The sequence below is a fragment of the Streptomyces sp. NPDC021622 genome (assembly GCF_040640795.1).
GTDB lineage: Bacteria > Actinomycetota > Actinomycetes > Streptomycetales > Streptomycetaceae > Streptomyces.
Genome location: NZ_JBFACK010000003.1, coordinates 34,391 through 49,111 on the forward strand (window position 1 = coordinate 34,391; position 14,721 = coordinate 49,111).

Sequence of the window (14,721 nt, forward strand, 5' to 3'; positions counted from 1 at the left end):
CGCCTGCGGCGGGCAACAGACCTTTCCCACCCACCCGCCCGTTACCCCGGCACCGGGGCAGAACCCCGGCGCCGGAGCACCAATGCGTCAGCGGCCGTTGAACGCATCCTTGAGACGCGAGAACAGCCCCTGCTGCCCAGGCTGGAACTGGCCGGTGGGCCGCTCCTCGCCCCGCAGCTGCGAAAGCTCCCTCAGCACCCGCTCCTGCTCCGCGTCCAGCTTCGTCGGCGTCAGGACCTCGACGTGGACGATCAGATCGCCACGGCCCCCGCCCCGCAGATGCGTTACGCCGCGCCCGTGCAGCGGGACGGACTGCCCCGACTGCGTACCGGGCCGGATGTCGATCTCCTCGAGCCCGTCAAGCGTCTCGAGCGGCACCTTCGTGCCCAGCGCCGCCGCCGTCATCGGGATCGTCACCGTGCAGTGCAGATCGTCGCCGCGCCGCTGGAAGACGGAGTGCGGCAGCTCGTGGATCTCGACGTACAGGTCACCGGCGGGACCGCCACCGGGGCCGACCTCGCCCTCGCCCGCGAGCTGGATCCGCGTGCCGTTGTCGACACCCGCGGGGATCTTCACGGTGAGCGTCCGCCGCGACCGGATGCGGCCGTCACCGGCGCACTCGGGGCACGGCGTGGGCACGACCGTGCCGAAGCCCTGACACTGCGGGCAGGGCCGCGAGGTCATGACCTGGCCGAGGAAGGACCGCGTGACCTGCGACACCTCACCGCGACCGCGGCACATGTCACACGTCTGGGCGGAGGTACCGGGAGCGGCACCCTCCCCGCTGCAGGTCGTACACACCACAGCGGTGTCGACCTGAATGTCCTTGGTGGTCCCGAAGGCGGCCTCGTCGAGGTCGATCTCCAGACGGATCATGGCGTCCTGGCCACGGCGTGTGCGCGAGCGCGGTCCGCGCTGCGACGCCGTACCGAAGAACGCGTCCATGATGTCCGAGAAGTTCCCGAACCCGCCCTGCCCGAAGCCGCCGGCACCGCCGCCGCCCGCCTGGGACAGCGGGTCGCCGCCGAGGTCGTAGACCTGCTTCTTCTGCGGGTCCGACAACACCTCGTATGCGGCGTTGATCTCCTTGAAGCGCTCCTGAGTCTTCGGATCCGGATTCACATCCGGGTGAAGCTCACGCGCCAGCCTCCGGAAGGCCTTCTTGATCTCGTCCTGGGAAGCGTCGCGGCGCACGCCGAGTACGGCGTAGTAGTCCGTGGCCACTTACGACTCCGCCAGGATCTGTCCGACGTAACGTGCCACTGCGCGTACTGCTCCCATCGTTCCCGGATAGTCCATGCGGGTCGGTCCGACCACGCCGAGTTTGGCTACTGCCTCGCTGCCCGAACCGTAGCCGACCGAGACCACGGACGTGGAGCTGAGTCCCTCATGGGCGTTCTCATGACCGATCCGTACGGTCATGCCCGAATCCGTAGCCTCCCCAAGCAACTTGAGGAGCACGACCTGCTCCTCAAGGGCTTCGAGAACCGGCCGGATGGTGAGGGGAAAGTCATGCCCGAAGCGGGTGAGATTGGCCGTTCCGCCGATCATCAGCCGCTCCTCGGTCTCCTCGACGAGGGTTTCCAGAAGCGTCGAGAGCACCGTGGCCACCGTGCCCCGGTCCTCCGCGTCGAAGGAGTCCGTCATGTCCTGCACCAGCTGCGGCACGTCCGCGAAGCGGCGGCCCGCGACCCGGCTGTTGAGCCGCGCCCGCAGGTCGGCGAGCGAGGTCTCGCCGAACGGGGCGGGGCAGTCGATCATGCGCTGCTCGACCCGTCCGGTGTCCGTGATCAGTACGAGCATCAGACGGGCGGGAGCCAGCGAGAGCAGCTCCACGTGCCGGACCGTCGACCGGGTCAGGGACGGGTACTGCACGACAGCGACCTGCCGGGTCAGCTGCGCGAGCAGACGCACCGTACGAGCGACCACGTCATCGAGGTCGACGGCACCGTCGAGGAAGTTCTGGATGGCCCTGCGCTCGGGCGCGGCCATCGGCTTGACGCCGGCCAGCCTGTCGACGAAGAGGCGGTACCCCTTGTCCGTGGGGATGCGCCCCGCGCTCGTGTGGGGCTGGGCGATGAACCCTTCCTCCTCCAGCGCGGCCATGTCGTTGCGGACGGTCGCCGGGGAGACGCCCAGGCTGTGCCGTTCGGTGAGGGCCTTGGAGCCGACTGGCTCCTCCGTCCCCACGTAGTCGTGGACGATGGCGCGCAGCACCTCGAGCCTGCGTTCACTGAGCATCCGCGCACACCTCCACCGATTCGTCCACCGTTTCGCCCTGACACCTGTCTGCCCGAGCCCCTGCCTGGCACTCCCCTCGGGCGAGTGCCAGTCCTCACCGCGCCCAGTGTACGGCCGACGGGTACGGCCCCGGCAAGGGCCGGACCTCGCGGTTCGGTACAGCGGTCCTGGCAGCGGCTGCCAACCGGTCCGCCGAGGGCTAGCGTCGGCTTATGGACGTGGCGCTGGCATGGGACGAGGCGGGTTGGGAGCGGCTTGCGCCGCATGTCGGGCGGCGGCGCCTTCCGGTGTGGGACTGCACGGCTGGGCTCGTCGTCGGCGGCGAATCGGCCCTCATGATCGAGGCGGGCGCGACGCTGCGCGAGGGCGCGGAGCTGCGGACCCAGGCCCGCACCATCCTGGGCGGTGGCCGCCGGGTCACCCATCTCGCCCTGACCCACCCGCACTTCGACCATGTGCTCGGGGCTGCGGCGTTCGCGGGCGTTGAGCTGTACGGCGCGGTGGGCCTGGACACGCTCCTCGCCAAGGGCCGCGACGAGCTGCGGGACTCTGCGGTACGCCACGGTGTCCCGCAGGACGCCGCAGCCGAGGCGGCCGATCTCCTCGTCCACCCGCATCACTTGGTGTGCGGGGAGTGGACGCTCGACCTGGGCGGCGGGGTGCAGGTGCTGCTCGCCAACGTGGGCCCCGGCCACTCGGGCCACGACATGGCGGTCCTGGTGCCCGGCACGGAATCGTCCCCCGAGATCGTCTTCTGCGGCGATCTGGTGGAGGAGTCGGGCGAACCGCAGGCGGGTTCCGACGCGGTCCCGAAGCGGTGGCCTGCGGCGCTCGACCGGCTCCTCGACCTGGGCGGGGAGGATGCGTTGTACGTCCCCGGGCACGGAGCCGTGGTGAATGCGGAGTTTGTCCGTGCGCAACGGGCCACACTGGCGGCACGCTTCGGCGTGTCGTAGGCGGTGCGGCGCCACCTCTTCCTATCGTCGTCCGAATGCGCCAGTACTCCCCCGACCTCACCCCGCCGTGGAAGAAGCCGAAGCCCGTGCCGGAGGTCGCCGCGGACGCGGGCCTCGTGGTGGAGGAGCTGAGCACCGGTTTCTGCGGGGCGGTGATCCGGTGCGAGAAGACCGCGGAGGGGCTGACGGTCACCCTGGAGGACCGCTTCGGCAAGCACCGCGTCTTCCCGATGACGCCGGGCGGCTTCTCCCTGGAGGGCCGTACGGTCACGCTGGTGCGGGCCGCTGCCTCCACCCCGGTACGCCCCACCCGTACCGCTTCCGGTTCGGTGGCGGTGCCGGGAGCGCGGGCCCGGGTCGCCCGCGCGGGTCGGATCTACGTCGAGGGGCGCCACGACGCGGAGCTGGTGGAGCGGGTCTGGGGCGACGATCTCCGCATCGAGGGGGTCGTCGTCGAGTACCTGGAGGGCATCGACGACCTGCCCGCGATCGTCGCGGAGTTCGCGCCGGGGCCTGACGCGCGGCTCGGTGTCCTGGTGGACCACCTGGTCCCCGGCTCGAAGGAGTCCCGTATCGCGGCGTCGGTGAGCAGCGCGCACGCGCTGGTCGTCGGCCACCCGTACATCGACGTGTGGGAGGCGGTGAAGCCGGGGTCTGTGGGCATCGCGGGGTGGCCCCGCGTGCCGCGGGGCCAGGACTGGAAGACGGGCGTCTGCCATGCCTTGGGCTGGGCCCCCAATACAGGCGCCGCCTGGCAGCGGATCCTGGGCTCGGTGCGCAGCTACCGGGATCTGGAGCCGGAGCTCCTGGGCCGGGTGGAAGAACTGATCGACTTCGTCACGGCCCCCTAGCCCGCGGATCTTTCCCACCCACCCGCCCGATTACCCGGCAGCGCCCCCAGCCCACCGACGCGCCGCCGTCGACCGCGCCGCCGTACCGCCGCTTCGCGGCGATCTCTCCCACCCACCCACCCGATTGCCCCGCAGCTGGCTGGCTTCAGGCCGTTCGGCGCGCTCGCCGTCGTCGGCCGCGCGCCCGCTTCGCGCCGCCGCTTCGCGGCGGATCTTTCCCACCCACCCGCCCGAAACTCCGCAGCTGCCCGCCCACCCCCATCGGCATGGTTCTTCAGCCCGTCCGGCGTTTGAGGACGAACTCGGCGGAGCCGGTGATCTACGGCCACCTCGCGGCCGGCGCAGCCGGAAGTGATTCGGGTAGGGGCGGGGTTGGGGAAAGAGAACCCGCTCTGACCGTCAGCCGACGCACCCGTCAGTCGACGAGGTCCCGCACCACCCCATCCGCCAGCAACCGCCCCCGAAGGGTCAGCACAGCCCGCCCCTCCCCGAACGGCCCCGCCTCCAGCAGCCCCTCCTCCAACGCCCGGCCCGCCGCCGCCCGCCCCGCAGGGCGAAGCAGAGACAAGGGGCACCCAGAAAGCAGCCGCAGCTCAAGCAGGATCCGTTCCACCCGCCGGTCCTCCGGCGAGAGGATCTCCCGCCCGGCCCCGGGCGACCGCCCGGCAGCCAGCGCCCCCGCATACGCCCCCGGATGCTTCACGTTCCACCACCGCACACCCCCGACATGGCTGTGGGCCCCCGGCCCGGCCCCCCACCAGTCGGCCCCCCGCCAGTACAACTCGTTGTGCAGACACCGCCCCGCCTCCGAGGTGGCCCAGTTGGACACCTCGTACCAGGAGAATCCCGCACCCCCAAGCACCTCATCGGCGATCAGGTACCGGTCCGCGTGCACGTCGTCGTCCGTCATCGGCACCTCCCCGCGCCGGATCCGCCGCGCCAGCTGAGTGCCTTCCTCCACGATCAGCGCGTAGGCACTGACGTGGTCGGGCCCCGCCCCGATCGCCGCGTCGAGCGAGGCCCGCCAGTCGGCATCGGACTCCCCCGGGGTGCCGTAGATCAGGTCCAGGTTGACGTGGTCGAAGCCCGCCGCACGGGCCTCCGCCACGCACGCCTCGGGGCGGCCCGGCGTGTGCGTACGGTCGAGCACCTTCAGGACGTGCTGCTTCGCGCTCTGCATGCCGAAGGAGATCCGGTTGAAGCCGCCGGCCCTGAGCTCGGCCAGGTACTCGGGCCCGACCGACTCCGGATTCGCCTCAGTAGTGATCTCCGCGTCGTCCGCGAGACCGAACTCGTCCCGCACAGCCCCCAGCATCCGGACGAGATCACCCGCCGCAAGCAGCGTCGGCGTACCTCCGCCCACGAACACGGTCCGCACCGGGCGCGGATCGTCGCCCAGTACCTTCCGGGCGAGGCGCACCTCGTCGATCAGGGTGTCCGCGTAGTTGTCGCGCGAGGCGAGGACGCCGCCGGATCCGCGCAGCTCGGTCGCCGTGTACGTGTTGAAGTCGCAGTATCCGCAGCGCGTGGCGCAGTACGGAACGTGGAGGTAGAAGCCGAGCGGACGGGCCCCCGCCCCCTGCAGGGCGGACGCGGGCAGCGTCCCGTCCTCGGGCATGGGCTCACCATCGGGCAGTGCGGAAGGCATACCTTCGATTGTCCCGCACCGCCGGGAATCCCCGAGCCGCCCTCGTTCTGCCCTGACGCGACTACTGCGCCTGCAGCACAAGCACCGCCATGTCGTCGTCCGGCGGCCGCTCGGAGAACTCGTGCACCAGGCGTTTGATCCGCTCCGCGACCAGACCAGCGTCGAGCCCCGCGCAGCCGGCCAGCGCCGTCGCAAGGCCGTCCTCGTCGTCGAACATGTGGCGGCCCGAGCGGCGCTCCGTGACGCCGTCCGTGACGCAGAGGAGTGTGTCGCCGGTCCGTAATTCGAAGGTCTCGCTGGTGTACGTCACGTCGTCGACGACCCCGAGGAGGAGCTGGGGCGTGGCCGCTCCCCGGACGTCCCCGTCGGGGGAGAGCAGGAGGGGCAGCGGGTGTCCCGCGCTCGCGATGGTGCAGCGGACGCCGCCCTCGACGGGCACCAGCTCGCCGTAGAGGAGGGAGAGGAAACGGGACGTGGCGCCGTCCGGCGGCACGCCCTGGCCGCCCGCCACCGCGACCACCGCGGCGGCCGCGTCCGCCGCCTCCGTCGCGTCGTCGAGGAGGAGCTGGTTGAGGCGGTCGAGGACCTCCGCGACCTGGTAGCCCTCGCGGGCGAGCAGGCGCAGCCAGGGCCGGGCGAGGCCGATGACGACGGCTGCCTCGACGCCCTTGCCCTGGACGTCGCCGAGCGCGAAGCACCAGCGTCCCTTGCCGGCCTGGAACACGTCGTAGAAGTCGCCGCCGGGGCCGCCCTTGTCCCGCGGTTCGTAGACGACGCCGCTCTGTACGCCGGGAATCTCGGCCACGGATCCCGGCAGCAGGCCGCGCTGCAGGACCTGGCTGATATTGGCCTGCCGCTGGTAGCGGCGGGCCGCGCTGACGGCGAGGGCGACGCGGCGGCTGAAGTCCTCGATGAGTCCGGTGACCTCGTCGGCGAAGCGCACCATTCCGGACCGCCCGATGACGAGCGTGCCGAGCGCGCGTCCGCCCGCGGTCAGGCGGTAGGCGAGGGCCGTGCCGGCCTCCTCGCCGGGCAGCGCATCGGCGGGCCAGGGCACGGGGACCGCACCGGAGCCGACCGCGCCGGACAGCCGGGGCGGCTCCTTCTCCAGGGTGCGGCGCAACTCCTCTATGCGCTGCTCGCTGGTGTGCCAGACGCGGGCGAGGCGGGTGCCGGGCGCCCCGGCGCCGACGCCGCGCCCGGCGGCCTCCGTCTCGTCGTCGAGCCAGACGGCGCACCAGTCGGCGAGCCGGGGCACCAGGAGCTGCCCGGCGAGCGCCGCCACCAGGTCCTCGTCGAACTGTCCGGCGAGCAGGTCGGAGGCCTCGGCGAGGAAGGTGAGCGCGCCGCGGTTGACCCACTCCGTGTCGTGCGTGATCCGCTTCGGCAGCGGCGCGAGGATCTCGGCGGCGCGAAGACCGCGCTGCAGGGCCTGTTCACTGGCGTACGACTCGATCTCCTGGACGGCCTGTACGCCCTCGACGGGGAGGCGGGCCCAGACGGTCTTGGTGCCGGTGCGGTAGGTGATGCCCCAGGACTCGGAGAGGGTCGCGACGAGTTGCAGGCCCCTGCCGTACTCGGGGGTGCCGGGCGGCTGGGGCACGGGCTCGCTGCGGACCGCGCGGGCGGGGTGGTGGTCGGAGACCTCGATGACCAGGGCGTCGGCGCTCTCGCCCAGGCCTGCCTCGTCGAGGCGGCACAGGAGCTCGACGGTGGTGCCGGCGTGCACCACGGCGTTCGTGACGAGTTCGCTGGCCAGGAGCACCGAGTCGTCCGCGAGACGGTCGGTGATGCCCGCGGCCGCGGGCACGGCGAGTTCGGTCCAGTCGGCGAGCGCCGCGCGCACGAACCTGCGCGCGGCGGCGGGCGCCATCGGGTTGCCGGGCAGCGATGTGCGCACCACCGCGGGCGGGCCGGGGCGGTGCCCCGGCTGGAGGGACGCACGGAAAGTGGTCTCCCGTTGCATCGGAATGGACCCCACGTTTCGGCTCCTGAGCAGTTCGGTCGAATACGCCTCAGGCGACACGGACAGAGTGACAGACTGGCCACGCCCATAAGCACCGAGTTACTGAAGTGGGCCGTTATGAGTGAGAACAGTGGTATGCCTGCGCTCGGTTTCGGTCAGATTCCGGCTCCGATACCCGTGCCGGATCCGGTCACGGTCACATCCCTCGAGGGCACGGTCATGTCTGTCGAAAGCACGGCCGTATCCGTCGAAAACACGGCCGCATCCGTCGAGAGCTCCGCGGAGCTGACCTCCGATCTGCGTTCCCTCCTGGCGGCGATGCGGGCCGCGCGGGACGGGGACTTCACCAAGACCGCGGTGACCGGTGGCGGCCTGGCCGCCGAGCTGCACACGGTGTTCAACGAGATGCTGGACCGCTCGCTCCACTTCGACAGCGAACTCACCCGCGTACGCCGGGAGATCATCCGCCACGGCCACCTCGACGAGCGGTTCTCGGCGAGCCCCGGACAGGGCAGCTGGACCACCCGCGTCATGAACGTGAACTCGCTGCTCAACTCGCTGGTCGCGCCGGCGGCCAACGCCACGCGCGTCCTGAACGCGGTCGCGGGCGGCGACCTCACCCAGCGTATGGACCTGCACGACGGCTCGCGTGAACTGCGGGGCGATCTGCGGCGCCTGGGCCGCGCGGTGAACACGATGGTCGACCAGCTGTCGCTCTTCACCGGCGAGGTCACCCGGGTCGCGCGCGAGGTCGGCACGGAGGGGCGGCTCGGCGGGCGCGCCAAGGTCCGTGGCCTGTCGGGGAGTTGGCGGGACGTGACGGAGGCCGTGAACACGATGGCGTCCCGGCTCACCGCCCAGGTCCGGGACATCGCCCTGGTGACGACGGCGGTGGCGCAGGGCGATCTGACGCGCACGGTGACGGTCGAGGCGACGGGCGAGCTGCTCGAGCTGAAGCTCACCGTGAACACGATGGTCGACCAGCTCTCCGCGTTCGCGGCCGAGGTGACGCGGGTGGCGCGCGAGGTCGGCACGGAGGGGCAGCTCGGCGGCCGGGCGCAGGCGCGGGGCGTGTCGGGGGTCTGGAAGGATCTCACCGACAACGTCAACTTCATGGCCTCCAACCTCACTTCGCAGGTCCGCAACATCGCGCAGGTGACGACCGCCGTCGCGAACGGCGATCTGAGCCAGAAGATCACCGTCGACGCGCGGGGCGAGATCCTGGAGCTGAAGTCGACGGTCAACACGATGGTCGACCAGCTCTCCGCGTTCGCCGACGAGGTGACACGGGTCGCGCGCGAGGTCGGCACGGAGGGAAATCTGGGCGGGCGTGCTCAGGTGCGCGGGGTCTCGGGCGTATGGAAGGACCTCACCGACAACGTCAACTTCATGGCGGACAACCTCACTTCGCAGGTGCGGAACATCGCGCTGGTGTCGACGGCGGTCGCCCAGGGCGACCTCGGCAAGAAGATCACGGTCGAGGCGAAGGGCGAGATCCTCGAACTGAAGTCGACGATCAACACGATGGTCGACCAGCTCTCCGCCTTCGCCGACGAGGTCACCCGCGTGGCCCGCGAGGTCGGCACGGAGGGCAACCTCGGCGGTCAGGCGCAGGTGCGCGGGGTCTCCGGCGTATGGAAGGACCTCACCGACAACGTCAACTTCATGGCGCTGAACCTGACGTCGCAGGTGCGGAACATCGCGCAGGTGACGACGGCCGTCGCCAACGGCGATCTGTCCAAGATGATCACGGTGACGGCGCGCGGCGAGATCCTGGAGCTGAAGGACACCGTCAACACGATGGTGGAGCAGCTGCGGGCCTTCGCCGACGAGGTGACGCGGGTGGCCCGCGAGGTCGGCACGGACGGGCGGCTCGGCGGCCGGGCCCAGGTCCTCGGCGTATCGGGCGTGTGGAAGGACCTCACGGACAACGTCAACTACATGGCGGACAACCTCACCGGCCAGGTCCGCAACATCGCGCAGGTGGCGACGGCGGTCGCCGAGGGCGACCTGTCCAAGAAGATCGACGTCGACGCGCGCGGCGAGATCCTGGAGCTGAAGACCACCATCAACACCATGGTGGACACGCTGTCCTCGTTCTCCTCCGAGGTCACCCGGGTGGCCCGCGAGGTCGGCTCCGAGGGTCAACTGGGCGGCCAGGCAAGGGTCGAGGGTGTGTACGGCACGTGGAAGCGCCTGACGACGAGCGTGAACGAGCTGGCCCTCAACCTCACCACCCAGGTCCGCGCGATCGCCGAGGTCGCGTCCGCCGTCGCCCAGGGCGACATGACCCGCTCCATCACGGTCGAGACCCGCGGCGAGGTCTCCGAACTCAAGGACAACATCAACCTGATGGTGTCCAACCTCCGTGAGACCACCCGCGCCAAGGACTGGCTGGAGTCCAACCTGGCCCGGCTGGCGGGCCTGATGCAGGGCCACCGCGACCTGATGGAGGTCGCCGATCTGATCCTGCGCGAGCTGACCCCGCTGGTGAACGCCCAGTACGGCGCGTTCTTCCTGGCCGACCCGGACGCCGAGGACAGCGCGACGCCGCAGACTCCGCCGGTCAAGGGGCTCGCCTTCATCGCGGGATACGGCTCGGCGCAGGGCTCGGTCGTCGACACCGGCGCGATGCCCGCGCACGGTCTGGTGCGGCAGGCGGCCCTTGAGAAGAAGCGGATCCTCGTCGACGAGGTGCCGCCCGACTACATCAAGATCACCTCGGGGCTCGGGGACGCGACGCCGGCCAGCCTCGTGATCATCCCGATCCTCTTCGAGGACAAGCTGCTCGGCGTGATCGAGCTCGCCACGTTCTCCCGCTTCTCCGACGTCCACCTCGCGTTCTTCGACCAGTTCGTGAGCACCATCGGCGTCGCGATCAACACCATCATCGCCAACTCCCGTACGGAATCACTGCTCAGCGAGTCCCAGCGGCTCGCCACCCAGCTGCAGGACCGCTCGGACGAACTCCAGCTCCAGCAGGCCGAGTTGCAGCGCTCCAATGCCGAACTCGAGGAGAAGGCGGCACTGCTGGCCACGTCGTCGCAGTACAAGTCGGAGTTCCTCGCGAACATGTCGCACGAGCTGCGCACCCCGCTGAACTCGCTGCTCATCCTGGCCCGGCTGCTCTCCGACAACCCCGACGACCATCTCTCAGACCAGGAGGTCCAGTTCGCGACGACCATCCACCGCTCGGGCTCGGACCTTCTCCAACTCATCAACGACATCCTGGACTTGTCGAAGATCGAGGCGGGCCGGATGGACGTGCGCCCCAAGAGCCTCCCCCTCATCAAGGTCCTCGACTACGTCCACGCGACGTTCCGCCCGCTCACCCTCGACCGCGGTCTCGCCTTCGAGGTGTCGGTCGGCGAGGACGTGCCGCGCGAGATGTTCTCCGACGAGCAGCGCCTCCAGCAGATCCTGCGCAACCTCCTGTCGAACGCGGTCAAGTTCACCGCGAGCGGCCGCGTCGAGCTGCGCGTGACCCGCGTCAAGCACCCTGCCGACCGGCCGCGCCAGGAAAGCGACGACCTGATCTGCATCGCCGTCAAGGACACCGGCATCGGCATCCCTCCCGAGCAACTCCCCGTCATCTTCGAGGCGTTCCAGCAGGCCGACGGCACCACCAACCGCAAGTACGGCGGCACCGGCCTCGGCCTCTCCATCAGCCGCGAGATCGCCGGACTCCTCGGCGGCCGCATCACCGCGGAGAGCAGCCCCGGCCAGGGTTCCACCTTCACGCTGTACATCCCCGTGGTGCACCCCGGACACGGGGCCGCCGCCGCGGCGTACGCGGCGGCCCGGACCAACGCCCCGCCGCCCCCGGAGGACCGGGCGGCCATGTCCCCGCACACCTTCCACGACCGGGACGACAACTGGCCCACGCCCACCAAGCTGGAGGAGTACCGCGAAGGCCGGGCGGGCCGGGTCCTTCGCGGCCGCCGGGTGCTCATCGTGGACGACGACATCCGCAATGTGTTCGCCCTGACACACGTACTGAGCCGGGTGGGCATGCCGGTCCTGTACGCGGAGAACGGCCGCGAGGGCATCGAGACCCTGGAGCGCAACCCGGACGTCGACATCGTCCTGATGGACATCATGATGCCGGAGATGGACGGCTACGAAACGATCGCCGCGATCCGCCGCAGCCCGCGCTGGTCCAGCCTCCCCATCATCGCGCTGACCGCCAAGGCGATGCCCGGCGACCGCGACAAGGCGATCGCGCAGGGCGCCACCGACTACGTACCCAAGCCCGTGGATGTGGACCAACTGCTCAGCGTGGCCTGCACCCTACTGGCTCCAGATGGTGGTACGGACGCCGTGGAACTGACCACACCGGCCACCACACCACCCGAGAAACCCGTTGTCCCGGAGCAGCCGCGCGCATCAGGGGAGAGCGCTGTTCCGCCAAGGTCCGAGTGAGGCACCGTCAGCATGAGCACTGAGGTCATGAACGACAACCGCGCGAGCATCCTCCTTGTCGATGACATGGAGGACAACCTGATGGCGCTCGAAGCCGTTCTGGGGTCGCTCAACGAACCACTGGTACGCGCCCGTTCGGGCGAGGAGGCGATGAAGGCGATTTTGCGGCAACGATTCGCCGTGATCCTCCTGGACGTACGGATGCCGGGGATGGACGGCTTCGAGACCGCGTCGAACATCAAACGGCTCGACCAGACCAAGGACGTACCCATCATCTTTCTGACGGGCACGGACAACGACGCGGGGTACGCCTTCCGCGGTTACGCGACGGGCGCCGCCGACTATCTCACCAAGCCGTTCGACCCGTGGGTGCTGCGCGCCAAGGTCACCGTCTTTCTCGAACTGCACCGCAAGAACCAGCAGTTGGAGCGCATTCTGGCGCGGGAACAGCAGCAGTTCGACGAACTGGCGGCGCGCCTCGCGGCGATCGAGACGCACATGGCCGCCAGCAGCCTCAAGGACGTCCTTGAACTGCGCCACCATGTGACGCACATGGAGGAGATGGTGAAGGAGATGCGGCGCGGACGGAGTGACAGATGAGGGCCGCGAAGCCCGTGAACACCCCGTCCGCGTGCGGGAGTTGAGGCTCAGGCCTCGCGCGAGCCCGCGTACATCTCGTCGATCAGGTGCTGGTACTCACGCTCGACGACCGGGCGCTTCAGCTTGAGGCTGGGCGTCAGCTCGCCGTGCTCGATGTCCAGGTCGCGCGGGAGCAGCTTGAACTTCTTGACGGTCTGCCAGCGCTGCAGGCCTTCGTTGAGCTGCTTCACATAGCCCTCGATGAGCGTGACCGTCGCCGGGGCGGCGACCACGTCGGCGTAGCTCTTGCCCTCCAGACCGTTCTCCTTGGCCCAGTCCAGGATGGCGGGCTCGTCGAGGGCGATCAGGGCGGTGCAGAAGTTCCGGTCGGCGCCGTGCACCAGGATGTTGGAGACGTACGGGCACACGGCCTTGAACTGGCCCTCGACCTCGGCGGGCGCGATGTACTTGCCGCCGGACGTCTTGATGAGGTCCTTCTTGCGGTCGGTGATCTTCAGGTACCCGTCGGGGGACAGCTCGCCGATGTCCCCGGTGTGGAACCAGCCGTCGGATTCGAGCACCTCGGCCGTCTTGTCCGGCAGGCCGTGGTAGCCCTCCATGATGCCGGGGCCGCGCAGCAGGATCTCACCGTCGTCGGCGATCCGGACCTCGGTGCCGGGCAGCGGCTTGCCGACGGTGCCGGTGCGGTAGGCCTCGCCGGGGTTCACGAAGGAGGCCGCGGAGGACTCGGTCAGGCCGTAGCCCTCGAGGATGTGGATCCCGGCGCCGGCGAAGAAGTAGCCGATCTCGGGCGCGAGCGCCGCCGAGCCGGAGACGGCGGCGCGCAGGCGTCCGCCGAAGGCCTCCCGCAGCTTGGAGTAGACGAGCGCGTCGGCGACCTTGTGCTTGGCGCCGAGCCCGAAGGGCACCGAGGCGTTGCCGGTCCTGCGGAAGTTGTCCTGGCTGACCTTCGCGTATTCGCGGGAGACCTCGGCGGCCCACACGAAGATCTTGTACTTGGCACCGCCGCCGGCCCGCGCCTTGGCCGCGACGCCGTTGTAGACCTTCTCGAAGATGCGCGGCACGGCCGCCATGTACGTCGGCTGCACCACCGGAAGGTTCTCGATGATCTTGTCCACGCGGCCGTCGACGGCGGTGACGTGCCCGAGCTCGATCTGCCCGGAGGTCAGCACCTTGCCGAAGACGTGCGCGAGCGGCAGCCACAGGTACTGCACGTCGTCGGGGCCGAGCAGACCGGTCGCGGCGATGGCCTTCGCCATGTACGACCAGTTGTCCTGCGGCAGCCGCACGCCCTTGGGCTTACCCGTGGTGCCGGAGGTGTAGATGATCGTGGCGAGCTGGTCCTTGGTGATGGCGGCGATCCGCTCCTTGACCGCCTCCGGGTTCTTCTCCAGGTGGGCGGCGCCGCGCGCCTCCAGGTCGGCGAGCGTGAGCAGCCAGCCGTCGGGGTCGCCGTCGACGGGCTCGGCGCCCTCGGTGTCGATCACCACGACGTGCTTGAGCTCGGGCAGCTCGGCCCGCTTCTCGCGCGCCTTGGCGAGCTGCTCGGCGTTCTCGGCGATCAGCACCCGGCTGCCGGAGTCGGCCAGGATGTAGGTGGACTCCTCGGCGTTGGTCTGCGGATACACCGTGGTGGTGGCCGCGCCGGCGCAGAGGATGCCGAGGTCGGAGAGGATCCACTCGACCCGGGTCGACGAGGCGAGCGCCACCCGGTCCTCCGGCGCGAGGCCGAGCTCGATCAGGCCCGCGGCGATGGCGTAGACGCGCTCGGCGGCCTGCGCCCAGCTCAGCGACTTCCAGTCGTCGGGGCCCTCGCCGGCGGCCGCCGGCACGGGATAGCGGTAGGCCTCGGCGTCCGGCGTGGCAGCCACGCGCTCCAGGAAGAGATGCGCCACGGACGGCGGACGGTTCTCGATCAAGGTCTGTGTGTCGCTCACGACATCCTCCGGGCCCGCGACAGTGCGGCGACTGGCTGGCGGCCTGCTTGATTTGCTCTGGCGGCTGCTTGTTTAACTTGCGAGTAACCTGCGAGTGGTG

At 70.1% G+C, this 14,721-nt stretch carries 9 protein-coding genes; 4 read left to right on the forward strand and 5 right to left on the reverse strand.

Features of this window, described 5'->3' with window-relative positions; all coding sequences use genetic code 11:
* Nucleotides 1-87 precede the first annotated feature (87 nt).
* Nucleotides 88-1,224, reverse strand: a complete 1,137-nt coding sequence (dnaJ, locus tag AB0G47_RS07655; protein ID WP_360765251.1) for a molecular chaperone DnaJ — start codon at nt 1,222-1,224, stop codon at nt 88-90.
* Nucleotides 1,225-2,241, reverse strand: a complete 1,017-nt coding sequence (hrcA, locus tag AB0G47_RS07660; protein ID WP_135335328.1) for a heat-inducible transcriptional repressor HrcA — start codon at nt 2,239-2,241, stop codon at nt 1,225-1,227. It lies immediately after the preceding gene.
* A gap of 212 nt (nt 2,242-2,453) precedes the next feature.
* Here hrcA and AB0G47_RS07665 point away from each other — a divergent pair, with 212 nt between their 5' ends.
* Both AB0G47_RS07665 and AB0G47_RS07670 read left to right on the forward strand, forming a co-directional pair.
* Nucleotides 2,454-3,197 (forward strand): MBL fold metallo-hydrolase, encoded by a 744-nt coding sequence (locus tag AB0G47_RS07665; protein WP_360765254.1) that lies wholly within the window; start codon nt 2,454-2,456, stop codon nt 3,195-3,197.
* A gap of 35 nt (nt 3,198-3,232) precedes the next feature.
* Nucleotides 3,233-4,048 carry a DUF3097 domain-containing protein gene (locus tag AB0G47_RS07670; protein WP_360765257.1) on the forward strand — a complete coding sequence of 272 codons (816 nt, stop codon included), beginning with the start codon at nt 3,233-3,235 and terminating at the stop codon, nt 4,046-4,048.
* A 415-nt stretch (nt 4,049-4,463) separates the two neighbouring features.
* Here the strand turns inward: AB0G47_RS07670 and hemW are convergent, their stop codons facing one another.
* A complete protein-coding gene (gene hemW, locus AB0G47_RS07675; protein ID WP_360765260.1) occupies nt 4,464-5,696 on the reverse strand; it encodes a radical SAM family heme chaperone HemW in 1,233 nt (410 codons plus the stop codon).
* A gap of 61 nt (nt 5,697-5,757) precedes the next feature.
* Nucleotides 5,758-7,569 (reverse strand): ATP-binding SpoIIE family protein phosphatase, encoded by a 1,812-nt coding sequence (locus AB0G47_RS07680; protein WP_360766510.1) that lies wholly within the window; start codon nt 7,567-7,569, stop codon nt 5,758-5,760.
* A 411-nt stretch (nt 7,570-7,980) separates the two neighbouring features.
* On the opposite strand from AB0G47_RS07680, the gene AB0G47_RS07685 reads away from it, so the two are divergent.
* Nucleotides 7,981-12,084, forward strand: a complete 4,104-nt coding sequence (locus tag AB0G47_RS07685; RefSeq protein ID WP_360766512.1) for a HAMP domain-containing protein — start codon at nt 7,981-7,983, stop codon at nt 12,082-12,084.
* 12 nt (nt 12,085-12,096) lie between these two features.
* The gene (locus tag AB0G47_RS07690; protein ID WP_360765263.1) at nt 12,097-12,684 is read left to right on the forward strand and encodes a response regulator; all 588 of its coding nucleotides are present in this window, start codon (nt 12,097-12,099) and stop codon (nt 12,682-12,684) included.
* Nucleotides 12,685-12,731: 47 nt separating this feature from the next.
* Here the strand turns inward: AB0G47_RS07690 and AB0G47_RS07695 are convergent, their stop codons facing one another.
* Nucleotides 12,732-14,621, reverse strand: a complete 1,890-nt coding sequence (locus tag AB0G47_RS07695) for an AMP-dependent synthetase/ligase (protein ID WP_360765266.1) — start codon at nt 14,619-14,621, stop codon at nt 12,732-12,734.
* Between the last annotated feature and the right edge of the window lie 100 nt (nt 14,622-14,721).